The organism is Porphyrobacter sp. SLTP, assembly GCF_009905735.1.
GTDB lineage: Bacteria > Pseudomonadota > Alphaproteobacteria > Sphingomonadales > Sphingomonadaceae > Erythrobacter.
The window spans coordinates 71,038-96,432 of sequence record NZ_JAAALE010000005.1; the positions used below are offsets into that span (position 1 = coordinate 71,038).

Sequence of the window (25,395 nt, forward strand, 5' to 3'; positions counted from 1 at the left end):
CGCCTCGCAAGGGTTAATGCCGTCTTTTCATGCTCTCCGCCGATGGGGTGGCTTCACCGCCATTTTAAGCTAGGCTTCGCTCAAAGATGGAGTGGCAAAGGAAGGCGGGCAATGGCTGGGCGGAGCAACCGACGCGAGGCTATCGGGATCGGATTGGCGGTGACGGCAACCCCGTCGCTAGCCCTGGGTGGCGACGAGGCGGCCTCGGCAGAGATAGCGTTGATGAGGTTCCTGCGCAGTTTCGCTGCGTGCGACCTTGCCGCAATGGAAGCGGCCTTCGCATCCGATGCAACTAGCTTCGACGGGATCTATGCCGGCACGGATGAACCTGCGCCCTCACGAGAAGGCCTGAAGCGGGTGAGCGGAATGCCAGCTGGGATGCGACGCATCGCACTCACCTTGCCAATGGAGCGGCCCGGTCCGCCCTATCATCGACCTGACCTCATTCAGGATCTACACGTACAGACGGTCGGAGAAATGGCGCTTTGCACTTTCCATTTCGACAATCCTGAGCGGCTCGGACGCCGCACCATCGTACTGGTGCGGCGCGGCGCTGACTGGCGTATTCTCCACATCCACGCCTCCAACCAGCAGTTCTGAACCATCAAACACTAAGGCGCGGGCGCGGTAGCGCGCTGGCGATCCGCGCCGGAGCCGGGGTCAGGCACTCTGCCCGGCCGCACCGGCCACACGGCACCCCCAGCGGCACAGCGTCGAGCCGGTCGAGTGAGACGCCGCGGGCATGAGCAAGATCACCGGCAAAGCGCGCCTCGATCCCAAGCACCACCGCGCGGCGACCTGCGCACATCACGCCGTCGCCATCAACCGTGCGGGTGATCGTAAACCAGTGCCGTGCTGCCGCTTCACCCTCGCCGAAGGTGACGGCTTGGGTGAGGACGGTTCCTGGACGTTCGAACGCGGCAAAGGGGACCCATGCGGGCCAGCGCGCGCCTTCGAGCGGATACATTGCGCCGCTCCCACCAGCGGTGAAACTGGTCATCCGCCCCGCCCGGTCGATCACCGCCATGAAGAACGGCAACCCCCGCTCGCCGACCCGCCCCAGCGTGGTGAGCCGCTGGGCGACCTGATCAAAGCTGACCGCAAACCGGCGTTGCAGAACCGCCAGATCATAACCCGTCGCCTCGCAAGCGCGCAGGAAGCGGCGATAGGGCAGCAGCAGCGCGCCTGCGAGATAATCGGCGATATGCTCCCGAAAGGCGTCCCGCGCGTCGGCACTGGCAAGGTTCGCGCCTGCTACCAGTGTCTCGATGCCCTCGCGCATTTCCAGCTGGCCCACTTGCCGGGCAATCTGAAAGCGTCGTGCTGCGCCGGGGAGCATTTCTGAGAGCTGCAATTGCCGCGCGTGGAGATCGAGCCGATGGACTTGCCCCGGCATGACCTCGGCAGGGAGAATGCGCACCTGTAGCTGATGCTTCTCCCGCAGGCGTTCACCCAAGGCGGCGCTGATTTCTCCGCGCGAGAGCCGCAATTCATCGGCAAGGTCCTCGGCAGCGTGGTCAAGATCGGCAAAGTGGTTCTGCCAGCGTTCCACCGCACGGCGCGAAGCAGCCGCGACATCCTCAACCACGATCCGTTCACCCCCGCCCGTGTCATACAACCGGGCGAAGGCGGCGGCGATCTGCGGCGCGGCGGCGAGAAATTCCTGCACTTCCTCACGGTCGATTCCGAGATCGCCGAAGCGCTTGTCAGCCATGCGCCTGACGAGGCCGTCAAGCCCGCCGATGGCGTCATCTTCGCGCAAGGATCGCGGATCGAAATCGAATCGCTCGATCACCTGCACCAGCACGCGGGCTGACAGAGGGCGCTGGTTGCGCTCGATCAGGTTGAGGTAGGACGGCGAGATCCCGAGGATACCCGCCATTCCGGCTTGGGTCAGGCCTTCGCGCTTGCGCAGACGGCGCAAGGCAGGCCCGGCGAGGAGATTGGTGTCAGCCATAGGTCGGTTTGTAAATTAATTTACCGATTGACACAAGAATGCAGGCGATTGTCGGCATAGCGACACGATTATCTGTAAGTTTTCCTGTCATGCTGCGCCGCACCACGCCAAAGCCTGCTCATCCAGCGGCGCGAGTCTGCAAGGCCTCAAACCCCTCCCCAGGATGGACAGGAGACACTTATGACCTACCAGAACACCATCACCCGGATGCAGGGCATCGTTTCGACGAACGGACCGAGCTGGGCCGCGATCGATCCCGAAAGCGCCGCGCGCATGGCGATCCAGAACCGCTTCCCCACCGGCCTCGACATCGCCAAGTACACCGCCAAGATCATGCGCGCCGATATGGCCGCCTATGACGCGGACCCGGCGCAATACACCCAGTCGCTCGGCTGCTGGCACGGCTTCATCGCGCAGCAGAAGCTGATCGCGATCAAGAAGCACTTCGGCACCACCAAGCAGCGTTACCTCTATCTCTCGGGCTGGATGGTTGCCGCGCTGCGCAGCGAGTTCGGCCCCCTGCCCGACCAGTCGATGCACGAGAAGACCTCGGTGCCCGCGCTGATTGAGGAGCTCTACACCTTCCTCAAGCAGGCTGATGCCCGCGAACTGGGCATGATGTTCCGTGCCCTCGATGCTGCCCGCAAAGCTGGTGACGCGGTGGAAGCCAAGCGCATCGAGAACGCCATCGATAACTACGAAACCCACGTGGTGCCGATCATCGCCGATATCGACGCAGGCTTCGGCAATGCGGAAGCGACCTACCTCCTTGCCAAGAAGATGATCGAAGCGGGCGCTTGCGCGCTTCAGATCGAGAATCAGGTCTCGGACGAAAAGCAGTGCGGCCACCAGGACGGCAAGGTCACCGTGCCGCATGAAGACTTCCTCCAGAAGATCCGCGCCTGCCGCATGGCCTTCCTCGAAATGGGTCTCGACGACGGCGTCATCGTCGCCCGCACCGACTCGCTCGGCGCTGGCTTGACCAAGCAGATCGCTTTCTCGAAGGAGCCGGGCGATCTGGGCGATCAGTACAACAGCTTCCTTGATGCCGATGAAGTCGATCCGGCCAACATCACCAATGGTCAGGTCTTCATCAGCCGCGACGGCAAGCTGCTTGCCCCCAAGCGTCTGCCCTCGAACCTCTATCAGTTCCGCGCCGGAACGGGTGTGGACCGCGTGGTGCTCGACTGCATCACCAGCCTTCAGAATGGCGCGGACCTGCTGTGGATCGAGACCGAAAAGCCGCACGTTGAACAGATCGCCGAAATGGTCGACCGCATCCGCGAAGTCGTGCCCAATGCCAAGCTGGTGTACAACAACTCGCCCAGCTTCAACTGGACGCTGAACTTCCGCCAGCAGGTGTTCGACGCCTGGGAAGCAGCGGGCAAGGACGTGTCGGCCTATGACCGCGCCAAGCTGATGAGCGTCGATTACGACGGTACGGAACTGGGCGCCGAAGCCGATGAGAAGATCCGCACCTTCCAGCGCGACGCTGCTGCGCGGGCCGGCATCTTCCACCACCTCATCACTCTGCCGACCTACCACACGGCCGCCCTCAGCACCGACAACCTCGCCCGCGAGTATTTCGGCGAACAGGCGATGCTGGGTTACGTCAAGAACGTGCAGCGTGAGGAAATCCGTCAGGGCATCGCCTGTGTGAAGCACCAGAACATGTCGGGCAGCGACATCGGCGATGATCACAAGGAATACTTCGCTGGGGAAGCCGCTCTGAAGGCGGGCGGCGCGCACAACACGATGAACCAGTTCGAGGCGGCATAAGCCGCCCGGGAGAGGAGCCGGAAGGTCGCGTGATTGTGGCCTTCCGGTAGCCTGCAAAGCCGCCTAAGGGCGTGAGACCATCACCCCGAGGAGAGTGACGATGACCGATACCGAAACCCCGAACCCCGAGCCTGCACGCGCCCGCGCGCTGCTCTCGACCGCGGACATGAAGCTGCTGCGCCGCGCGCTGGAGAGCCATGCCCGCAACACCGAAGACCGTGAGGAGCTGGCCAAGATCAACGCTCTGCACCACCGTCTGGGCACTTACGTTCCCTCGTAAGGCCACACCCCGTTTTACAGTTCTCCTGGGGAGGAGAAACGGCCGTCGGAATGCGCCCCAAAGGCGCGCTCCGGCGGCCGCATTATTTGTGCGTTAGGGCTTGCCCATCAGATCAAGCGTTGCCGCCGTCAGTGCTTCGGTTGCGGTGGCGATTACCACGGGGGCATCCGGCGCCCAGAACGGGGAGTGGAGCGATGGCAGCGTGATTTCGCCCTTCTGTGCCTTGGCCCATTCCTCAGCCCGCACGCCGCCGACCCACAGAATCAGCGATTCCACGTTCTCGCGGTCAGCGCGGTAGAACTGGCTGAAGTCCTCGCCGCCCATCACGGCAGGCACCTCGAACACCCGGCCTTCGAAACGCGGTTTGAGCCTTGCGACCACCCGCTGGGTAAGTTCAGGCGTGTTGTAAGTGGCTGGAACGTAAGGATCAGCAACCGTGACCTTGGGCATCTTGTTCTCGGGCATTCCGGCGGCAATCGCCTCGCCCCGCGCGATCCGGGCGATGCCTTCGAGGAGCTGTTTGCGCGCGCCATCGGAATAGCTGCGCACCGTGATCTGGAGGCGGGCTTCATCGGGGATGATGTTGTGCTTCGATCCCGCCTGGAAGCTGCCGACCGTGACCACCGCCGAATCGGTGGGGTTCAGCTCGCGGCTCACCAGCGTCTGCAAGCGCATGACGATAGCCGAGGCGAGCACCACCGGGTCTTTGGTCGTGTGCGGATAGGCACCGTGACCGCCGACTCCGGGCACCACGATATCGACCGAATCCACATTGGCGAGCGCGAAGCCATTGGCGTAGCCGATATGCCCCGCCGGAGCCTGCGCGGCGTCGTGGAATGCCAACACATAGTCGGGCTTGGGAAAGCGGGTGTAGAGCCCGTCGTCCAGCATCGCCTTGGCACCCTCCCCGATTTCCTCCGCAGGCTGGAGGATCATGACGAGCGTGCCCGACCACTGATCCTTGCGCTCTGACAGCAATTGCGCAGTGCCGATCCATGCGGCCATGTGGGTGTCGTGCCCGCAGGCGTGCATCACCCCGGTCTCGATCCCTGTCTGCGGCACCGCGCGGCGCTTGGAGGCGTAGGGCAGCCCGGTCTGCTCGATCACCGGAAGCCCGTCCATGTCGGCGCGCAGCATCACGGTGGGCCCGTCGCCGTTTCTCATGACCGCGACCACGCCGGTCTTGCCGACACCTTCGGTCACCTCGAACCCCATCGTCCGCGCGCGCGCGGCCAGCTTCTTGGCGGTTTCGACCTCCTGAAAGCTCAGCTCAGGGTTGGCGTGCAGGTCCTTGTAGAGCTCCACGAGCGCGGGCAGGTCTGCCGTGACCGCATCGCGCAGTTCATCCGCTTGCGCTGGTGCCGCTGCCAACACCACCAAGCTCGCTCCCGCCCATCGCCATACCCGCCTCATCGCACGCTCTCCCTGTCAGTCGTCACAAGCCATACCACACCACCAGCAGCACCGAGAGCACTGTCACCATCAGCGCCACCAACGGCACGCCTGCGCGTATGTAATCGCCGAATTCGTAGCCGCCTTCGGACATGATCAGCAGGTTGGTCTGATAGGCAATCGGCGTGGCAAAGGAGAGGTTGCAGCCGAACAGCACCGCCAGCACCAGCGGCTCTGGCGGCAGTCCGAGCTGCATGGCGATGCTATAGGCAATCGGCGTCCCTATGGTGGCGGCCGTGGCGTTCGAGGCGAAGTTCGTCAGGATCGTCACGAACAGCATGATCGCCGAAAGGATGAGAGCAGGCGGCAGGTAGGCAAGGCCGAGCGAAAGCGCCTGACCCAGCCAAGCCGCCGCTCCGCTCTCATCGATCACCCGGCCGATGGCGAGACTCGCCGCGATCAGCACGATCACCTTGGCGGAAAGCGCGCGGCCGACCCGGTCGAACTTGACGCAGCCGGTCACGAACATCGCAATCGCACCCGCCAGCGCAGAAATCGCGATCGGCAGCTTGATCGGCGCATAGCTCATGCCGTCGAACCACGGCAGGCCGAGCGAGGCGGTGGCGATTGCGCCGAGCATGATCGCACCCGCCAGCACTGCCTTGGACCGCCGCGGCAATTCTCGCGCGCCCTCGAGCCGCAGCAGCCCGTCGTTGCGGGCAAAGGCCTGCAAATCCTCTTCGATCCCCATCACCAGCAGCACGTCGCCATCTTGAATCCGGCGATCACCCGCTTCGGAGTCCATGTCGCGCTCTCCCAACGCGCGATTGGGTCGGTGGATGCCCAGCACGGCCACACCATAGAGATCAGCGATCCCCGAACTGGCGAGCGTGCGCGTGACCAAGCGCGAATCCGCGGTGACGGTCATTTCGACAGCCACGATGTCGTCACCTTTCGTCTTGGAAACGCGGTGGATACGGTCGATCACCCAGCTTGGCGCAAGATCGCCCTTCAGCGCCCGTGCAGCCTCCTCAAGCGCGCCATGCGTGCCGGAAATATGCAGCCGGTGATCCGGTTGAAGCGGACCGGGCGGCACATCGTGAAACGTGATGCCATCGGGAAGCTTGTCCTTCAGCGATTCAAGATCGGCTCCGGCCAGAAGGCTCGTGGCCCCTGCTCGAAAGCGGGTATGGAACGTGCGCCGCATGTTGTCAGGGACAACGCTGTTGTCGCGCAGCATCCGCGGCATCACCAACCACAAATAGGGAATCGCGACCAGACCGGCCATCAGCACGATCGGTGTAAATTGGAACACGCCGAAAGCCGGAATTCCGAGATCGCTGGCGATACTGACGACGAGAATATTCGTCGACGTGCCGATGGTCGTCGCCATGCCGCCGAGCAGCACGGCCGTATTGACCGGCATCAGAATTTTTGAAGACGCCATCAGGCCCCTGGCGGCGATCCCAACGATGATCGGGATCAGCAGCACCATCACCGGCGTGTCGTTGACGAACATCGACATGAAGAAGGCCAGCAGCAGGGCCGTCAGCAGGCCGATCTGCGGACTGAAGCGGAACACAGATTCCAACAGCCGCGCAAAAGGCTCCAGCGCGCCCGTCACCACCAGCCCACGCCCCATGATCATCAGCGCGCAAATCGTGATCAGCGCCGAATGACCGAACCCGCCAAACGCAATCGCCAGACCGTCGGTCGGCTTGGTGCCTTCGAGCGGTGCAAAGTAGAGACCCACCGCGATCACAGCGATGGTGACGAGCGAGATGATCTCCTCAGGGTAACGACCCCGGGCAAAGCCGATAAACATGGCGATGGTCACTGCCATGGCCGCTATCGCGTGATAGGATGGAGATTCCAGCATGGCGATGCCTTAAGGGCTAGCCAATCGGCTGGGTGCCGGGCAAGCGGTTTATGATTGCAGCGGCTTAGCGGTGCCTGTCGCTCTGCACCAAATCTGCACGACAAGCGCGCAGCATCAGCACAGCCTCCACCACCTTCGCACCATCCCATGTTGGCAAGACACCGTCAAACAGACGGAGAAATTGCATGCCTGGTGCTCTGACAATACCCTCTTGGTCCCGTTACAGTTTCGCGATGAAGCTGGGCGGCGCGCTGGCCGTACTCGCCGCCGCCGATGTGCTGCTTTACGGATTTGGTGGAGGGTCGGTCATCGGCCTGTTCGCGCTGATCTGGCTGGCGGTCATGGTGCTGGTGCGGCCCGCGGTGCGCAATAGCCGCGGAGGGTGGGTCGCCATCATTTGCGGCGCGGTGTTTGCGGCGAGCCTGATCCTTGATCCCGGACCTTTGGCTGCCTTCCTGTTCTTGATTGCTATCGGCACTGCGGCGCTCTTGCCCCGCCACGTGTTTGATCATGCCGGGCTGTGGTTCTTGCGGCTGACGACGCTGGGAGTGGGAGCGCCATTCTGGCCGCTTGCAGATGCATGGCGGCTCGCCAGCATGTCTGGCCACCGGGGGTCACTGGGCAAATCCTTTCTGCTCAACATCGCGTTGCCGCTCATCGGCGGGGCGCTGTTCCTCAGTCTGTTTGCCAGCGCCAATCCGGTGCTCGGCAATGCGTTTGCGGCGATTGAATTGCCCGACTTCACCACGCTCATCGGCCACGCCCTGCTGCTTGGCGTGACGCTCGTCTTCGTCTGGCCAACCTTGCGCCCCCGCGCCCTGCGCTTTGCCAGCGCGCGGCAGGCGTGGTTGCCGCAGATGCCCGATCCTTCGGTGACAATGATGCTGAGCACGCTGGTGATCTTCAACGCGGTCTTCGCGCTGGAGAACGGCCTCGACATCGTGTTCCTGTGGAGCGGAGCCTCATTGCCCGATGGCATCACGCTGGCCGATTATGCCCACCGCGGCGCCTATACCTTGATCGCCACCGCGTTGCTGGCCGGACTCTTCGTGCTGATCGCGCTGCGACCGGGTTCACCCTCCGCCCAGACCCCGGTGATCCGCCGTCTGCTGCTGGTGTGGGTCGCGCAGAACCTCCTGCTGGTCGCGTCGAGCATCCTGCGTGTGCTTGACTACATCGATGCCTATTCGCTCACCGAATGGCGGATCGCAGCGCTTGTGTGGATGGTGCTGGTGGCGACCGGCCTCGTGCTGATCTGCTGGCGCTTTTTCCATGGGCAGTCGGCGGCGTGGCTGATTAATGCCAACGCGCTGGCCGCCGGGATCGTATTGGCCGGTTCGACGATGGCCGATTACGGTGCGATCGCGGCGCGGTGGAACATCGACCACCTGCACGATCCGGCGCGGCTCGACCTGTGCTATCTGGAGGGGCTCGAAAGCTCGGCGCTGATCCCGCTGCTCGAATTGCACAATGCGCCGGTGGGCAACAAGCTGCGCGATCAGGCCACCTATCTGAGCGCTGAAGCCTACCGCAGGCTTGGCGAAAGCCAGAGCAATTGGCAAAGCTGGACCTTGCGCGGCGCACTGCAGCTCGCCGAAGCGGAAGCACTGCTGGCGGTCGATGCTCGCATACCGCTGCCCGCGCCCTATGGCCGGATGTGCGGGGGTGAGATCCTCCCGCCCCCTGCACCGCCGATTGCGCTGCCTACGCCGCCAACTGCAACATTGACGCCGGGAGAAAAGCCGTGATCTTGCATCCCATGCCGCGCTCCATCCTTGTCGTCGATGACGATCCCCACATTCGCCAGCTGCTGGTCTTTGCGCTGGGAAAGGCAGGCCTCGCCACGCTTGAAGCCGGTGATGGGGAGGAGGCGGTGGCGCTCATCACCGCGCTGAAGCCCGATCTGGTGATCCTCGACATCAACATGCCGCGGATGGACGGGCTGGAGGTGTGCCGCCGGGTGCGGGCGACGAGCAGCGTGCCGATCCTGTTCCTGTCCTCGCGCGATGACGAGATCGACCGCGTGCTGGGTATCGAACTTGGCGCGGACGATTATGTGGTCAAACCCTTCTCCCCGCGCGAAGTGGTCGCCCGGACGCAGGCAATCTTGCGGCGGGCCAGCACGGCTGCGCCTGAGGAGAAGCCCAGCGCGGCGATCATCACGCATAATTGCCTGACGCTCGATTGCGAAAGCTGGCGCGCTACCTGGGATGGGCAGGACGTGCCGCTGACCGTGACCGAGTTCACGACGCTGCGCACGCTCGCCGCGCGGCCCGGTAAGGTGTTCAGCCGTGATGCGATCATCGACCAGCTCCACGGCCCCGGTTTTGCGGTGACCGATCGCACGATCGACAGCCACATCCGCAACGTCAGGGCAAAGTTTGCGGCGGTCGGCGCGGACGGGTTGATCGAGACGCGCGCCGGCATCGGCTACGCGCTCGGCCCCTGCAACCGCGCGGGCGGCTGAGGGCGAGGCGTGATCCGCGCGGTCAAGGAATGGCTCAAGGCCCGCTGGCCACGGCTGAGGCTGCGTACCATCGTCTTCGCCACGCTGTTCACGGTCGCTGCCCTGCCCGGCATCGCGGCGATGTTCCTGAGGGTGTACGAGAACACGCTGGTCCGCCAGACCGAAGCGGAGCTGGTCGCACAAGGGGCAGCGCTGGCCGCGGTGGCAGCAACGCAATGGCCGGGTGCGGCCGTCACCATGCCCGATCCGCAGGACTTCCGGCCCGAGCCGCCGACCATCGATCTCAGCAGCAGCGACATCCTGTCCGAGCGCCCTTTGCCGCAGCCCAGCCCCTCAGCGCCTGATGCCGATGCCGCCGCTGTCTGGACCAATCTCGCACCGGTCGCGGCGCGCACGCGCCAGGTCACGCTGTCTTCGATCCTGTTGCTCGACCGGCAGGGCCTGATCGCCTCCGACCCCAGAGGACAAAGCCTCGCCGCTCTCCCCGAAGTCGCCACCGCGCTTGCCGGCCGCCCAGAGACCGTCCTGCGCCGTAATGGCGATTACCGCGCCACCTACCAGTTCGAATGGCTGTCCCGTGCGGCAGCGGTGCGGGTGCATCATGCGCGCCCCGTCATCGTGAATGGTCGCGTCGTCGGCGTGTTGTTGCTGTCCCGTTCGGCGCGCAGCCTGTTCAAGGGACTCTACGCCGATCGCGGCAAGATCCTGCTCGGCATCGCGGCAATATTCATGCTGCTGCTTGTGCTGAGCAGCGTGTTGTCGCGCGGCATTGTGCGTCCGGTCGAAGCACTGGCACGCGCAAGCCGGGCGCTCGCCCTGGGACGGCAGGACTTCCCCGAACCGCCCCGCACCGCCGCCGCCGAAATTCAGGACCTCTACGCCGATTTCGCCCGCATGGCCGAAGCGATCGAGCGCCGCTCGCGGTACTTACGCGACTTCGCCCACGCGGTCAGCCACGAGTTCAAGACCCCCCTGTCGGGCATCCGCGGCACACTCGAAATTCTCGGCGATCACGGCGACAGCATGGCCCCGGACGAGCGCCGCCGCTTCCTCGCCAATGCCGATGCCGATGCAGCGCGGCTGACGATGCTTTCGACCCGCCTGCTGGAACTCGCCCGCGCCGACCTCAGCGCAAACGACCCCGCTGGACGCGCAGACCTCGCGGCGATCCTGAACCGGCTCGCGGATGCCTATCGGGCTGATGGGTTTGCTGTTGCGGCGACCCTGCCCGACAGCCTGCCACTCCTCGCCATCCGCGACGCATCGCTCGAAGCCATTGCCAGTGCGCTGATCGACAACAGCCGCCAGGCCGGGGCGAGCCGGGTGAGCTTCACCGCCGATCAGCAGGCAGGCGCCGTGCTGATCACGGTGGCGGACAATGGCCCCGGCATTGCCGAAGCCGATCGCGTGCGCATCTTCGAGCCGTTCTTTACCACGCGGCGCGCGACCGGCGGAAGTGGCCTCGGACTGCCGATCATCAAATCGCTGATCGAGGCAGCAGGCGGGTCGCTGGCACTGGTGGACAGCGATAGTGGAGCGGCGTTCGCGCTTGAACTACCGCTGGCCGATTAGGCAGCGAGGCAGGCCCACCGCCTTCTATTCCTGCCGTGCCGCGATCAGGTCAGCCGCCGCCTGTGCCATCAAGCCGTTCTTATGGCCGACGCCGGGCACCTGTTCCATTCGCCAGCCAAACGGCGTGTCTAACCGCGCCGCGAGCGCGCGCCCTTCGGCAAAGAAACTCTGCCCGCGCGCAAAGCGATGGGGGCCTTGCCGGTTCGCTTCGGGAGTGGTGCGCAGGTCGGGATCAGCAGTGTCCGTATCCGCCGTGCCGAGCAGCACCGTCAGCGGCTTGGCCAGCACGGCTTTGAGCGTGTCGGGTGCGACAGGTGCGCCTTCTACGCCATAGGGAAAGGCAATCGCGGGATCGGGCATCGTGTACCACCCGGCATTGGCCGCAATCGCCCGCTCGATCCGCGCCTCGGGCATGAACATGACGAAGCGGTGGACGAACTGTGCGCCTGCTGAATGGCCGTAGATCGTATAGCGCTCTGCTGCCGTCCCGAAACGGCGGCGGGTCTCATCGAACAGCGGCTCGATCGCGGCAAAGGACCAGCGGGTGCGCGGACGCAAGGTGCCGTCCTCCTCCGCAAAGAAGCCGGTGTTGTAGCCAGCAGCGCCGGGGAAGTCGGCGCGGCTGAACTCCGGGGCGATCACGATGAGGCGGTGCTTCACAGCTAGGCCAGCCCATTCGTCGCGGTAGCGATCAGCATCGCGGTTGACGCCGTGCATGACCACCACGACCGGCGTGTCAGGCTTCACCTCTTCGGGTAGCTGATACCACACCGGCAGCGGCGGCCCGTCCCATCCGGTGAACATAAAGCGCCCTCGCCCATCCCCGGCCGAGGCGAGCGCGGCACTGCCGAGCATCAGCGCCATCGCAGCAGCGATCAAGCGGGACAGTATTCGCAAAACCAGTGCGGCACTCGGCATCATCGCAGTTCTTCCCATTTGGCGTGACCAGCCCATCACTCGCGGAACCGCGCCGGTTTCAGATCATACTTCGCGAGCTTGTCATAGATCGTCTTGCGCGGGGTTTGGAGCATGGCTTGCACCTCTGCAATGTCGCCCCGGCACTGGCGCAGCGCATCTTCCAGCACGGTCCGCTCGAAATCGGCGACAATCGCATGGAGAGGGCGCTGCCCGCTGAGGGGACTCGATGGCGTTTCTAGTTCCGACAGGCCCAGCACGAAGGCGCGGGCATAGCCACTAAGTTCATGCAGATTGCCCGGCCAGTCATGCGATTGGACATGCCGCCATTGCGCTTCGCCGATAGCGGGCGCTGGCAAACCCGCCTCACGTGCATGGCGCGCGACGAACAGCCGGAAAATCTCTGGCACATCCTCGCGTCGGTCCGCCAGCGAGGGAAAGGCAATCTGCACCGCACCAAGCTTGTGCCATGCCGGATCGCGCAGACTGCCTTGCGGTTGCTCGGCAAGGCGGGCGATGATGATGCGAATGTTGAGCTGACGCGCGTTCGCCGCGCCAATTGGCCAGATTTCCCGCTTTTCGACCAAGGAGGCAAGCCGCGTTGTCAGCACGTTGCTCGCTGCCACGATCTCGTCGATGAACAGCGTGCCGCCGTTGGCGCGCTCGACCAGGCCGGTGCGCGACAATTGGCCTGCGCCCGGATCCCGCCCGAACAGCAGCAGCTCCGCATCCTCATGCACCAGCACGCCAGCATCGACCGTGACGAAGGGACGGCTGCGGCGCGGGCTGAGGTCATGGATCAGCCGCGCACCGTGGCTTTTGCCCGTCCCCGCCGGGCCGGTCAGCACGACGTCAATTTCGGACCGCGCGACGCCATCAATCACGGACCGCAGTCGCTGAGCCGCGGCAGAAGAACCGGGAATGGCCAGGCCAACACTGCGCCCAGCCTCCTCGCGCAGCCTCCGGTTCTCCAGCGCCAAGGCGCGCCGCTCGCTGGCCGCGCGCACGGCGCGGATCAAATCGGCCGAGGCGTAAGGCTTGGTCAGGAAATCTGCCGCGCCGTCCTTCATCGCCGCGACGGCCATCGCAATGTCGCCATGACCGGTGGTGAGGATCACCGGCAGATCGCGGTCGATCTCACGCAGCGCGGCGAAGAAGGCGATCCCGTCAATTCCAGGCATCCGCACATCGCTGACGACGACACCGGGGAAGTCGGCATCCAACCATTCAAGCGCTGCACGGGCATCCGGGAAAGCGACCACGTCCGCCCCTTCGAGCGTCAGGGTCTGAAACGTCGCATCACGCAGATCGGGATCGTCCTCGACCAAGGCGACCTGGATCGGGGAGGCGGCAGCTGCGCTCATGCTGCGGGCATCACCATAGTGAAGCGCGCACCGGCGGCGGTCGCTTCATGGACCAGATCGCCGCCGAGCTGACGCATGATGTCATGCGAAATGGCCAGGCCAAGCCCGATCCCCTCGCTTTTCGACGTGACGAAAGGCTGGAACAGCGTTTCGCGCAGTTCGGCCGGAACGCCCGGCCCGTCATCGCTGACGCTGAGACGCACCGTGTCACCCTCGGACGCAATCGCGAGCGCGATCTGTCCGCCCTCCCCGCAGGCCTGCACCGCGTTCTGAAGCAGATTGACCAGCACCTGTTCAAGCTGAACGTGGCGCGCGCGCACCGTTGTGGCGGCGAGGTCTGCGGCGGGACGGTCGAGGGACAGGCCTTTCTGTCCGATCTGATCGCGCAGCAACAGTAGCGATCCGTCGATCACCTCGGCGAGACGGATTTCGCGCGGCTCCTCCGGCGAACGGCGACTGAAGTGGAGCTGTTCGGCGGTGATCTCGCCGATCCGCCCGGCGAGCTGGGCAATCTTGTCGAAGTTGGCCGCAGCCTCGCTCTGGCGATCCGCGGCCAGCAGGCGTTCGCCATTCTCGGCATAGACCCGCATCGCAGCGAGTGGCTGGCGGATTTCGTGGCCTAACCCTGCGGTGATCTGGCCAAGCGTTGCGAGCCGGTTTGCTTGCTGCAATTGTTCGCGCAGCAGCGCGGTTTGTGCCGAAACCTGAGCAGCGGCGCGCGACTGCCGCTGGCGCTGCCACAGATAGGCCCCCGCCCCCGCCAGTCCCAGCAAAACCAGCGCGATCACACCCGCCAGCCTGCCATTGGCAAGCGCAACCGACAGGCGCGGCGCGGGGTCGGCGAGAAGGTGCAACTCCCAACCCACCGGGGCAATCGGCTGGATCTTTTCGATCATCTGCAAGGGTGAAGTCGCATCGCCGGTGGCAGGCAAGGCAAAGCGCTTGGGCTGCGCCACACCAAAGCGCTTGGCGTTGTGGACCGGGTCGTCCGCCTGACCGTTAGCGTCGCTTCTCTCGGCCGTTCTGAAACGCCAATCGGGATTGCTCGCCAGCAACACGATCCCGATCTCATCGGTCACGAATACGCCATCTTCGGCATCGCGCCATTTGCGTTCAAGACTGTCGAACTCAACCTTGACCGCGACCACCCCGAGCGGTTCCGATGCCGGGCCTACCCGTTCGGCAAGATACAGCCCCGGGCGGCGGCTGACAGTGCCGAGCGCGAATTCGCTCGCCGTGCCGCGGCTGGAAGCGCCGGAGAAATACTCGCGGAAACCGTAGTTGGAGCCGATGAAACTGTCGGGGCGGTCCCAGTTGCTGGCTGCCAGCGTCGTCCCCCGCGCGTCCATCAGGTAGATCGCGGCGGCATTGGTCTGTCCCGCCAGCGCGGCAAGCCGACGATTGAGCACATCGCGCCCGGCGCTTTGCCCGCCCAGCAGCGCCGCGACCTCGGGATCAACCGCCAAAACGCGCGGCACCAGACTGAACTTGTTGAGTTCGCTCTCTAGCCCTGCCGCGAGGATCGCCGCCTGACTTGTCGCCTCAGCGCGGGTCTCCGCCAGTGCATTGACCCGCACCGCCCGCTCGATCCCGAGCATGGCGAGCGCGGCCAGCAGCGTCAGGCCGATCAGCCCCACCGCGACCAGATACCACCGCCCAAGCCTGACCTGCCGCACACATCCCCTTCCGATTCCAGCAGCGACTTGTGCGGATTTCCGCAAGCGGCGCAACAAACATGTGCGGATTCCCGCACAGAGAACTTGATAAGATCGTTTAATGCCCTGTTTTTGCGTGACGGTGTCACAGGCACCGAAAATCTTGCAACGCGCAGATGTGTGGCCGATTCTCGACGGTGGAGAGACACTGAAGGGGAGGGAACCGCGCAGCCCATGGGTTTGCAAGCAGCCATGACGCCCGATGCACGCCCCGCGCCTGCGCCAAAGCCGTTCTATCGCCAGCTTTACGTGCAGGTGCTCACTGCGATTGCATTGGGGGCGCTGGTCGGCCACCTGTACCCGGAGACCGGTGCCGCGCTGAAACCGCTGGGTGACGGCTTTATCAAGCTCGTGAAGATGATCATCGCGCCGGTGATCTTCCTCACCGTTGCCACCGGCATCGCCGGGATGCGCGACATGAAGGCCGTGGGGAGCGTTGCGGGCAAGGCCTTTGCCTATTTCCTGACTTTCTCCACCCTTGCTCTGATCATCGGTCTGTTGGTCGGCAACATCGTGCGCCCCGGCGAAGGGCTGAACATCGACCCCGCCACGCTCGATACCGCCGCGGTCGCCGATTACGCCGACAAGGCTGAAGCGCAGAGCATCAGCGGGTTCCTGCTGAACATTATCCCCGACACTCTGTTCAGCGCGATGACCGACGGCCAGATCCTGCAAGTCTTGCTGGTCGCGATCCTTGCCGGGGTCGCCATTGCCATGACCCGCCCGGCGAGCGATCTGGTGATGGATGTGCTCGCCTCGTTCAGCGAGGTGGTGTTCCGGCTGGTGCACATGCTGATGAAGCTCGCGCCCATCGGAGCTTTCGGGGCGATGGCTTTCACCATCGGCGAATTCGGGATCGGAAGCCTTGCCAACCTCGCCGCGCTGGTCGCGACCTTCTACCTCACTTCACTGCTGTTTGTGCTGGTCGTGCTGGGATTGGTCGGCTGGTTCAACGGCTTTTCGATCTTCGCGCTGATCCGTTACCTGCGCGAAGAGCTTCTGCTGGTGCTGGGCACGTCATCCTCGGAAGCCGCTCTGCCGAGCCTGATGGAGAAGATGGAGATCGCCGGGTGCCGCAAGGCGGTGGTCGGGCTGGTGGTGCCGACGGGCTATTCCTTCAACCTTGACGGCACCAACATCTACATGACGTTGGCCGCCCTGTTCATTGCGCAGGCCGTGGGGGTGGAGCTGAGCCTTGCCGAACAGCTCACGCTGGTACTGGTGGCGATGATCAGTTCCAAGGGCGCGGCAGGCGTCACCGGATCGGGCTTCGTGATCCTGGCCGCAACGTTGTCGGTGGTGCCGGGAGTTCCTGTGGCGGGTATGGCACTGATCCTCGGCATCGACCGCTTCATGTCCGAATGCCGCGCGCTCACCAATTTCGTCGGTAACGCGGTGGCGACGATCGTGGTGGCGGGCTGGGAGAACGCGCTCGACCGTGAGCGGCTGGCCGCTGCCCTTGCAGGCGCGCCCATGCCGCTGCCCGAGGAAGACATCGAACGCCACGAACGCAGCGGCCCCGTCAGCGAGAAGATCGCCGACGCGCTGGAGAAGCAAGCGTGATCGCGCGGCGCTTTTTGATGGTGTTGACCGCGCTGCTGGCGCTGCTTGGAGCGGCGCTGCCGGTTGCCGCAGCCTCGCCTGAGGAAATCCTGCTGTGGCCGGGCACGCCTCCGGGCAATGGCACTGTCACCGGACCAGAGAAAATCGGCGGCGAAGGCGCTGGCTATGGTGCCGTCTCGAACATCGCCACCCCCCGGATGCGCGTCTATCGCCCCGCTGTGCCCAATGGTGCTGCCGTGCTGGTGGCGGGCGGCGGCGGCTACTTCCGCATCCAGCTCAAGAAGGAAAGCTCCCCTGCGGCCGAGTGGCTGCAAGCCCAAGGCTTCACCGTGTTCGAGCTGATCTATCGTCTGCCCAATGATGGCTGGGACGCAGCGGCTCCCTTCATGGATGCCCAGCGCGCGATGAAGATCATCCGCACCCGCGCGGGCGAATTTGGCGTCGCGCCGGACAAGATCGGGATCATGGGCTTTTCCGCAGGCGGGCATCTGGCAGGCTTCACCGCCTACCAACCCGCCCGCGCACTCTACGCCGGGGCAGATCGCTATGAAGCGGCTTCCGCCCGGCCCGATTTCGCGGTGCTGCTTTTTCCGGTCGTCACGCTGCGCAAGCCCTACGACACCACCCGCACCCGGCGTGAGATCATCGGCGATAAGGCGAGCCCCGAGGCCGAGGATGAATGGTCGCTCGATACCTATGCCTCCAAGGACGCGCCGCCGACGATCATCTTCGCCGCCGCCGACGATCCGACCACACCGCCGGGGCACGGGATTCTGTTGTTCCAGACCCTCATCGCTGCCGGCGCAAGCGCCGAGCTCCATCTGTTCCGCAATGGGGGGCACGGATGGGGTCTGGGCACGCCAGAGCAAGTCATCAGCCAATGGCCCACGCTATTCGCGCATTGGGCGCAATCACTCAAAATAATGGAAAAACGGGGAGAATAATGATGTCGACGAAGTTTCTGAGCAGGCTCGCCTTGATGTGCGGCGGCAGTCTGATCGCTGCCAGCGCTGCCTATGGGCAGGAGGCGCCACCGACCGCCCCTGCGCCCGAAGACGATGTTACGAGCGAGATCGTTGTCACCGGCACCCAGATCCAGGGCGCCAAGATCAACGATGTGCTCCCCGTCACCGTGCTGGACGAAACCGACATCGCCAATGTCGCAGCGACTTCGGGTGACGAGCTGTTCCGCGCCATTCCGCAGGCGGGCGCGGTCGCGTTCAACGAACAGAACGATGTCAGCTCCAACAACGTGCGCGGCGACGCGGCCTCGATCAACCTGCGCGATCTGGGCACGGGCAATACGCTGCTGTTGATCAACGGACGACGCATGGTGCTCAACCCCGGCTTCCAGACCGAGTTGCTGGTGCCGGTCGTCAGCCCCGACACCAACGAAATCGCACCGGGCAGTGTGCGGCGCCTTGAAGTGCTGCGCGATGGCGCTTCGGCGATCTACGGCGCGGACGCGGTGGCGGGTGTGGTCAACACCGTGCTGCGCGGCAACCGCAAGGGCGGCTTCATCGAAGGCGAATACCGCAACTCGGACGGCACCGGCCTCTACAGCACCCAGATCAATGGCGGCTATGGCTTCGATTTTGCCGGCGGGCGCGCCAACCTGACCGTCTATGGCGGCTATTTCTACGAGAACGGAATGGACGCGTCAGAGCGGGCCTATTCTGCCGATGATGACAAGACCCCGCTGCTGGTCGGCACCCCTTTCGAAGGCGATACGCAGTTCAACAACCGCAACACCTTCGGCCCGTTCGGCCAGTTCGATATTCAGATCACGAACAACAACCAGACGCCGATCCGCGACGATGACTTCTATCTCCAGCCATCGACCCTGACCGGTTGTCGTCTTGAACTAGGGAACGGGCTGTGCGCACGCAATGGCGATAACCCGGCGGTCGGGGTGCGCTACAACCGCGCCTTCGGCACCACGCTGATCAGCGAGAAGACCCGCATCAACGCCGTCGCGCTGTTCAACTACGAGTTCAGCAACAATGTCGAAGGCTATTTCGAGGGCACTTATTACCGTTCGGAAAGCAGCCGCAACATCACTCCGGCCGCAATCCTCAGCGCGGTGCCTGTGGGGATTTCGCGCAATGCCTACTGGAACCCGTTTGGCCCGGTGACTTTCCCGGGCGGTGCGGCCAACCCCAACCGCGTGCCCGGCATCACCGTACCCGCAGGCGGCGCGGATATCATCATGGAGCGGTACCGCTTCGTGGATGCCGGTAACCGCACTGTAGACGTCGACAAGGATTCCTTCCGCCTCGTTGCCGGTCTGCGCGGCAATTTCGGCGCGTGGGATTTCGATACGGGCTTTGTCTATTCCGAAGCCAAGGCGACCGACCTTGAAGGCAACCGCGTTTCGCTGACCCTGTTGCAGCAGGCGATCAACAAGTCGACGCCGGATGCTTACAATCCCTTCAACGGTGGCTGCGTGACCGGCGATCCGGGCAATGACGATTGCACCCTCAACCCCGCCAGCTCAATCGACCCCTTCCGCATCAGCGTATTCCGCACCGGCGGCACCAGCCTTGCGCTGGCTGATTTCAAAGTCAGCAACAGTGCCTTGTTCGCCCTGCCCGGCGGCGATGTCGGGGTGGCCGCGGGGATCGAATGGCGGCGTGAGACCTTCTTCGATGACCGCGATCCGCGCATTGATGGCACCATCACCTGGACCGACAGCGTCACCGGCGTATTTGACGGCAGCGACGTTGCCGGCACCAGCGCTTCGCCCGACACCCGCGGGGTACGCACGGCCTATTCGGCGTTTGTCGAAACCTTCGTTCCGCTGGTGAGCGAGGATATGGACGTCCCCCTGATCAGCGCGCTCAACCTGCAACTGGCGGGCCGGATGGAGCACTTCAAGGATATCGGTGAGACGGCCATCGTCCCGCGTGCCGCCGCATCGTGGACCGTGGTCCCCGGCCTGATGTTCCGGGGCGCATGGTCGCAGGGCTTCCGCGCGCCGAACCTGGTTCAGGTCAATGACGAAGGCACCACCCGTTCCAACACCCGCGACGATTTCGTGCGCTGTCAGGCGCAGGTCGAAAAGGGCGTGATTGCCAATCTCGGGGTCTGCCCGGGCGAAGGCATCATCAGCTTCCGTTCCGGCACCGACCAGCTGCGGCCCGAAGATAGTGAGAGCATCAATCTGGGCACCGTGCTGGAGCCGGCGTTCATTCCCGGATTGACACTCACCGCGGATTATTGGCGCGTGAAGCAGACCGGTCTGGTCGGCGTCTTCGGCGATGATAACGCCATCGCGCTCGATCTGCTGCTGCGGCAGAATGGCAGCAGCAACCCCAACGTGATCCGTGCAGCGCCAAACGCGGAGCAGATCGCGCTCTATCAGGGCACTAGCCTTGCCGCGGCGGGCGATATCATCCGGGTGCTCGATCCCTATATCAACCTCGACAGCCGCGTATCGAAGGGCTGGGACTTCGGGCTTGCGTACAACGTCCCTGAATTTGGCCTCGGCCAGTTCCGGTTGCGCTTCAACGCGGCGCGGCTGGAGAGCTTCGTCCAGTCCGCCGGAACGGACGGACAGACACTGGTCGATGCGGTCGCCAACGGGGACTTGCCCCCCGAAGTCAGGATCGAGGGTCTGGGCCAGTTGCTGGAGATCGAAGGTCGCCCCAAGTGGCGTTACAGCGGTTCGATCAACTGGGGCAGCGGCCCGTTCGACGCGTCGGTGTTCGCCAGCTATGTCGGCGGGGTGTGGAACACCACTGTCAGCCGCGACGTGCCGCTGGTGTCGGACGATCCCAACGCCAACTTCTTCCGCGTGGACGATATGCTGACGATCAATACTTCGATCAGCTACACCTTCGAGAACGGCGGCGCGCTGGATGGCACCCGCATCCGGCTGGGGGTGAACAACCTGTTCGACGTCGATCCGCCGCTGGCTGATGACACCTATGGCTTCTTCAGCGCCTTGCACTCACCGCGTGGGCGGGTGTTCCGGGTCGATATCCGCAAGACCTTCTGATAGGCCCGGGCCCATGGGGATGTCGCTGCGATACCTGTGGGCCGGTCTTGGATTGACGCTGGGGGCGTGCGCGCAAACGCCGCCCCCTGCTTCTGTGGCGGTGTCGGACAGTGCGTGCCGCACCGCCTCCGTCATGCTCGCCTTCGATTTCGACGGAGCCTCCCCGGCGCGCTGCGCGGTCACGGGGGAGCGGGCTTTCACGCTGCTGATCTCGCCCGAACACGCGCCGCCGATCAATCCCAGCCCGTGGTATGCGTTCCGCTACAAAGCCGATGGCACTGCGCCGGTCAGCGTGACGCTGCGCTATCTTGGCGGCGCACACCGCTATGCGCCGAAGTGGCACAGCGGGGATGCGACCCGCGATCTGCCGGTGACAGTCAGTGCTGAAGGCGCAGCGGCGAGCATGGAGCTGCCAGCAGGTGAGGCGATAGTCTCAGCGCAGGAGCTAATCACGCCGGCCGACACCAGCGCCGATCTGCTGCGTTGGAGCAAGATGCTTGGCACCGCCCATTTCACCCTCGGACGCTCGCTGGACGGGCGGGCCATCGAGGCGATCCGCATCGGCCGGTCGGATGCGCCGCGACTGGTGATCCTGCTCGGCCGCCAGCACCCGCCCGAGGTCACCGGGGCGATCGCAATGCAGGCCTTTGTCGAGACCTTGGTCCGCACCACCGCGCGGGGCGGGCTCGGCGATGTGCAGTTTCTGATCGTGCCGATGCTCAACCCCGATGGCACCGCGCGCGGGCACTGGCGCGCCAATCGCGGCGCGGTTGATCTCAACCGTGACTGGGGCGATTTCTCCCAGCCCGAGACCCACAGCGTCAAGGCGTGGCTCGATGCCCTGCCCGCTGGCGTACGCCCGGTGCTGATGGTGGATTTCCACTCGACGGGTCGCAACCTGTTCTATGTGCAGGGTGATGAGGCCAGCCCGGCGCAGCAGCGCTTCCTCGCCGCATGGCTGGGAGGGCGCGAGCAGGCCTTTGCGGGCTACCCCTTCACGATCGAACCGCGCAACGCCAATCCGGGCAGCGGCACGGCGAAGAACTGGTTCCACGACCGCTATGCCATTCCGGCCTACACCTATGAGGTCGCCGATACCGCAGATCGCAGCGCCACGCGTGCGGCTGCCAGCGGCTTGGCAGAGGGCCTGCTGGGAGCGTTAAAAACGCTCGACCGCTAATGTCGGGAAAATGCCGGAATGGTGCCCCTGGCCAGACTCGAACTGGCACTTCTTTCGAAACTCGATTTTGAGTCGAGCGCGTCTACCAATTCCACCACAGGGGCGCCTGTGCAGGAGCGCAGGCTGTTAGCGCGGCTTCGCTGTCGCTTCAAGCGCCGCGCCTGATGTTTCACGTGAAACCCAAGGCCGCGACGGCAATGACCGGGGTCAAAGCTGCAATGAACCGACAACTACCTCGCTATGACTCTACCGCAGCGCGCCAGCCAGAAGCTTGTGCAGCTTGGAATGCAGCGCATCATTTGCCGCCAGCACCTGATTCGCATGGATCGGTTCGGATCGGCCGCGATAGTCGCTGACAAAGCCGCCAGCCTCGCGCACCAGCAGGCAACCCGCTGCCGTGTCCCATTCGCTCAGGCCGCTTTCCCAAAACCCGTCAAACCGGCCCTGCGCCACGTAAGCCAGATCAAGCGACGCCGCGCCGAAGCGGCGGATGCCCGCGACCTCGGGGCCGATGGCGCCGAAGATGCGACTCCATTCGGCAAAATCGCCATGCCCGAAGAACGGCACACCGGTGGCCACCAAGGCATCGGCGAGACGCGAGCGGGCCGAGACGCGCAGGCGCGCATCCTGAAGCCACGCCCCGCGCGACTTTTCGGCCCAGAAGGTCTGGTCGGTGATCGGCTGATAGACCACGCCCGCAACCACATCGCCCCAGCCCTTCCCGTCGGCGCGCGGTTCCTGTGCGGCGATGGAGATGGCGAAGTGCGGGATGCCGTGGAGGAAGTTGCTGGTGCCATCGAGCGGATCGACGATCCAGCGCGGCATGCCGGGATCGCCCTCGATCACGCCGGCCTCTTCCATGACGAAGCCCCAACCCGGACGGGCCGCAAGCAGCTCGTCATAGAGCGTGCGCTCGGCGCGGATATCGGCCTTGCTGACGAAATCGGCCGGGCCCTTGCGGCTGACCTGAAGATGCTCGACTTCGCCGAAATCGCGCCGCAAACGCCCGCCCGCCTTGCGCGCGGCGCGTTCCATGACGCGGATCAGGCCGGAAATAGCTGCCATGATGTGTGCTCAGCTCGCCTTGCCGACATAGGCTTGCTCATACACATCCACGATGATGCGCGTGCCGCTGCCAATGTGGGGGGGCACCATGATGCGCACGCCATTGTCGAGGATCGCAGGCTTGTAGCTGGATGAGGCGGTCTGCCCCTTCACCACGGCGTCAGCTTCAACGATGGTGGCTTCGATCTGCGAGGGCAGCTCGACCGAGATCGGCTTTTCGTCCCACAGCTCAAGGTTCACCTGCATCCCGTCCTGAAGGAAGGGGCGCGCATCGCCCAGCAGGTCGCCGGGCAGCGTGATCTGCTCGTAGGTGTCGTTATCCATGAAGACGAGGTCTTCGCCCTCGGCATAGAGGAACTGGAAGGGCTTGGTGTCGAGCCGCACGCGCTCGATCGTGTCGGCGCTGCGGAAGCGCACGTTGGTCTTGCGGCCGTCTTGCAGGTTCTTCATTTCGACCTGCATGTAAGCCCCGCCCTTGCCGGGCTGCGTGTGCTGGATCTTGGCAACTTTCCAGATGCCTTTCTCGTATTCCAGAATGTTGCCGGGGCGGATATCGACGCCGCTGATCTTCATGGGGCTGTGGGCCTTCTTACGTGGTGGAAAGAGCGTTGAGGCGCGCCGCCGCAAAGGCGCACGCCCGCAAATGATGCGCGCCCATAGCCGAGCGGACCCGTCCGGGCAAGCGCGGGCAAATGCCTCGCGAAAGACTTGGCCTTCCCGCCCGCCTGCTGGTAGAGGCGCGAGCATCATGAAGACCCGATACGTGTTCCTGCTGATCGTCAGCGCTGCGGCTGCCGCCGCTTTCCTGCCCGGCGGTGCCCAAGGGCAAGACCGCAATGCGTCGCGCCCGCAAAGCCGTGCTACTGCGCCTGCCAGCGGGATGCTTGGCATTCTCCAGCACGGCAACTGGCAATGCGCGCTGCCGGGCGATGCCGGGGGTGAGGCCTTTGTTGAAGTCCCCGAAGAAGCCTTCCGGATCGGCACCGCTTCCAGCTATGAGAACCCCGAAGGCAACGGCATCTACTTGCTGCGCGGCACCGAGGTGGTCTTCACCCGCGGCCCCAAGAAGGACCAGCGCTTCCGTGTGCTAGGCGAGAACACCTTGCAGAAGCTCAACCCTGACGGGAGCCTCAGCAAGCTGATCTGCACGCGGGTCAGCAACGGCAACTAAGCTTGGGGTGCTGACGCGGCGGCGGGAATCATGCCGCCGGCGATCGCCATTAAAGCGTTTGCTTCAGTGGGACCGATAGGCCCGAAACTCGGGCGAGTTCTGCAATCCACCAGCTCACTTCGCGGATCTCGTCTTCGGTGACGGCACTGCGCGATCGTTCGCCATCGCGTGCTTCTTTGGCGGCGTAATCAGCCCCTGACTTGGCGTCGGTGGCGAACACCGGCCCGTCCAGAATCGCGGTGATATCGCGCGTCTCCAACCCAAGCGCGAGATGCGCGGCCGATGATGCAAGCGTGGCGGCTCGGTTCTGGTCGAAATGGGCACTGTGCAGCACGGCGACGCGCGATGCGCCGATGCTGCGTTGGGACGTTTCGAACCAGTTTTGCATCAAGAGCCATCCCAGCGCGGCAACTTGCAGATCGGTCATGCCGGGAACAAGCGCCTCAAAAGCATCGACCTGGCCCGCATAGGTGGCGGCGACGAGATAGGTTTGTCTGCCCCATTGCCGACCCAACAATCCCTTGCGCACAATCGCCCACAGGAACTCGTCCAGCGCGTTGGTCAGCAGAATCGCTCGCATATCCTGGCGCGTCGCCATGATCTTGGGGATCAGACGGTTCTGGAAATTGCTCGGCTTGATCAGCATCGCCGCTCCGGCGGACTGTGGCCGCGACAAGAGATCAATCACCAAGGCGATCAGCTCATCACTGGGATCGGCAAGACGGGAAAGGCTGTTCAGTATCTCCGGCTCGTTGAGGCCGAGGACCTTGCCCTCGACGCCAAGCGCCCTCAGCAGCAGCGTTGACCGGCAAAAGCCCGAATGGAAAATGAAGCTCACCGGCCCTGTTTGCAGGGACGCGCCGTGAAGGTCCTTGATCGGTACCCACTGTTGGTCCTTGCCCCTTTGATTGGCGAGGAATTCATGAGCCTTCATTTCGTCGCGGGTAAACCGGACAAACAGCATGTCTTTACCAGACGGATCGATCTGATGCGGCAACCACTCAGGATTTGACAGAATCTGGTTTAGTGTAGCCATTCCGTCGACGTATCGACCGGAAAGCTTACCTGCGCAATGACGTTCCCAGCAGTGAGCCCG

At 64.2% G+C, this 25,395-nt stretch carries 20 protein-coding genes and 1 tRNA gene; 11 read left to right on the forward strand and 10 right to left on the reverse strand.

What is annotated here, in order from left to right; translation table 11 throughout:
- Positions 1-111: 111 nt before the first annotated feature.
- A complete protein-coding gene (locus tag GVM20_RS05700) occupies positions 112-600 on the forward strand; it encodes a nuclear transport factor 2 family protein (protein WP_166546330.1) in 489 nt (162 codons plus the stop codon).
- A 4-nt stretch (positions 601-604) separates the two neighbouring features.
- Here the strand turns inward: GVM20_RS05700 and GVM20_RS05705 are convergent, their stop codons facing one another.
- Positions 605-1,957 carry a helix-turn-helix domain-containing protein gene (locus GVM20_RS05705; protein ID WP_166546331.1) on the reverse strand — a complete coding sequence of 451 codons (1,353 nt, stop codon included), beginning with the start codon at positions 1,955-1,957 and terminating at the stop codon, positions 605-607.
- Positions 1,958-2,137: 180 nt separating this feature from the next.
- Between GVM20_RS05705 and GVM20_RS05710 the strand changes: the two genes are divergently transcribed.
- Positions 2,138-3,736 carry an isocitrate lyase gene (locus GVM20_RS05710; RefSeq protein ID WP_166546332.1) on the forward strand — a complete coding sequence of 533 codons (1,599 nt, stop codon included), beginning with the start codon at positions 2,138-2,140 and terminating at the stop codon, positions 3,734-3,736.
- Positions 3,737-3,836: 100 nt separating this feature from the next.
- On the forward strand, positions 3,837-4,016 hold the full coding sequence (locus GVM20_RS05715; protein ID WP_160760846.1) for a hypothetical protein: 180 nt from the start codon (positions 3,837-3,839) through the stop codon (positions 4,014-4,016).
- Positions 4,017-4,109: 93 nt separating this feature from the next.
- Here the strand turns inward: GVM20_RS05715 and GVM20_RS05720 are convergent, their stop codons facing one another.
- Positions 4,110-5,429 (reverse strand): amidohydrolase, encoded by a 1,320-nt coding sequence (locus GVM20_RS05720; RefSeq protein ID WP_166546333.1) that lies wholly within the window; start codon positions 5,427-5,429, stop codon positions 4,110-4,112.
- 22 nt (positions 5,430-5,451) lie between these two features.
- Positions 5,452-7,287 carry an SLC13 family permease gene (locus GVM20_RS05725; RefSeq protein WP_166546334.1) on the reverse strand — a complete coding sequence of 612 codons (1,836 nt, stop codon included), beginning with the start codon at positions 7,285-7,287 and terminating at the stop codon, positions 5,452-5,454.
- 185 nt (positions 7,288-7,472) lie between these two features.
- On the opposite strand from GVM20_RS05725, the gene GVM20_RS05730 reads away from it, so the two are divergent.
- From GVM20_RS05730 to GVM20_RS05740, 3 genes are read left to right on the forward strand one after another with little or no spacing between them, the layout of a single operon-like run.
- Entirely contained in the window at positions 7,473-9,035 is a 1,563-nt protein-coding gene (locus GVM20_RS05730) for a DUF4153 domain-containing protein (RefSeq protein ID WP_166546335.1), read from the forward strand.
- Between the two features lie 11 nt (positions 9,036-9,046).
- The gene (locus tag GVM20_RS05735; protein ID WP_166546336.1) at positions 9,047-9,754 is read left to right on the forward strand and encodes a response regulator transcription factor; all 708 of its coding nucleotides are present in this window, start codon (positions 9,047-9,049) and stop codon (positions 9,752-9,754) included.
- Positions 9,755-9,763: 9 nt separating this feature from the next.
- Positions 9,764-11,326 (forward strand): sensor histidine kinase, encoded by a 1,563-nt coding sequence (locus tag GVM20_RS05740; protein WP_166546337.1) that lies wholly within the window; start codon positions 9,764-9,766, stop codon positions 11,324-11,326.
- 24 nt (positions 11,327-11,350) lie between these two features.
- On the opposite strand, the gene GVM20_RS05745 is transcribed toward GVM20_RS05740, so the two are convergent.
- From GVM20_RS05745 to GVM20_RS05755, 3 genes are all read right to left on the reverse strand, one after another.
- Positions 11,351-12,205 carry an alpha/beta hydrolase family protein gene (locus GVM20_RS05745; protein WP_166546338.1) on the reverse strand — a complete coding sequence of 285 codons (855 nt, stop codon included), beginning with the start codon at positions 12,203-12,205 and terminating at the stop codon, positions 11,351-11,353.
- 74 nt (positions 12,206-12,279) lie between these two features.
- Complete coding sequence (locus GVM20_RS05750; protein WP_166546339.1) at positions 12,280-13,605, reverse strand: sigma-54-dependent transcriptional regulator; 1,326 nt, start codon at positions 13,603-13,605, stop codon at positions 12,280-12,282.
- Positions 13,602-15,281, reverse strand: coding sequence for a sensor histidine kinase (locus tag GVM20_RS05755; protein ID WP_166546340.1), 1,680 nt, complete (start codon positions 15,279-15,281; stop codon positions 13,602-13,604). The genes GVM20_RS05750 and GVM20_RS05755 overlap by 4 nt, the downstream gene beginning before the upstream one ends.
- 213 nt (positions 15,282-15,494) lie before the next feature.
- Here GVM20_RS05755 and GVM20_RS05760 point away from each other — a divergent pair, with 213 nt between their 5' ends.
- Genes GVM20_RS05760 through GVM20_RS05775 form a run of 4 tightly spaced genes read left to right on the forward strand, consistent with a single transcriptional unit; the run spans position 15,495 to position 22,063 of the window.
- Entirely contained in the window at positions 15,495-16,883 is a 1,389-nt protein-coding gene (locus tag GVM20_RS05760) for a dicarboxylate/amino acid:cation symporter (protein ID WP_286165999.1), read from the forward strand.
- Positions 16,880-17,827 carry an alpha/beta hydrolase gene (locus GVM20_RS05765; RefSeq protein WP_166546341.1) on the forward strand — a complete coding sequence of 316 codons (948 nt, stop codon included), beginning with the start codon at positions 16,880-16,882 and terminating at the stop codon, positions 17,825-17,827. The genes GVM20_RS05760 and GVM20_RS05765 overlap by 4 nt, the downstream gene beginning before the upstream one ends.
- 2 nt (positions 17,828-17,829) lie before the next feature.
- Positions 17,830-20,883, forward strand: a complete 3,054-nt coding sequence (locus GVM20_RS05770; protein ID WP_166546342.1) for a TonB-dependent receptor domain-containing protein — start codon at positions 17,830-17,832, stop codon at positions 20,881-20,883.
- Between the two features lie 13 nt (positions 20,884-20,896).
- Positions 20,897-22,063, forward strand: a complete 1,167-nt coding sequence (locus GVM20_RS05775) for a M14 family metallopeptidase (RefSeq protein WP_166546343.1) — start codon at positions 20,897-20,899, stop codon at positions 22,061-22,063.
- A gap of 19 nt (positions 22,064-22,082) precedes the next feature.
- On the opposite strand, the gene GVM20_RS05780 is transcribed toward GVM20_RS05775, so the two are convergent.
- From GVM20_RS05780 to efp, 3 genes are all read right to left on the reverse strand, one after another.
- Positions 22,083-22,167: transfer RNA gene (locus GVM20_RS05780), tRNA-Leu, on the reverse strand.
- Between the two features lie 142 nt (positions 22,168-22,309).
- Positions 22,310-23,128, reverse strand: coding sequence for an inositol monophosphatase family protein (locus GVM20_RS05785; RefSeq protein WP_166546344.1), 819 nt, complete (start codon positions 23,126-23,128; stop codon positions 22,310-22,312).
- Between the two features lie 9 nt (positions 23,129-23,137).
- Complete coding sequence (gene efp, locus GVM20_RS05790; protein ID WP_166546345.1) at positions 23,138-23,701, reverse strand: elongation factor P; 564 nt, start codon at positions 23,699-23,701, stop codon at positions 23,138-23,140.
- Positions 23,702-23,876: 175 nt separating this feature from the next.
- On the opposite strand from efp, the gene GVM20_RS05795 reads away from it, so the two are divergent.
- Complete coding sequence (locus GVM20_RS05795) at positions 23,877-24,299, forward strand: elongation factor P (RefSeq protein WP_166546346.1); 423 nt, start codon at positions 23,877-23,879, stop codon at positions 24,297-24,299.
- Positions 24,300-24,348: 49 nt separating this feature from the next.
- On the opposite strand, the gene GVM20_RS05800 is transcribed toward GVM20_RS05795, so the two are convergent.
- Positions 24,349-25,335, reverse strand: a complete 987-nt coding sequence (locus GVM20_RS05800) for a hypothetical protein (protein WP_166546347.1) — start codon at positions 25,333-25,335, stop codon at positions 24,349-24,351.
- Positions 25,336-25,395: the final 60 nt, after the last annotated feature.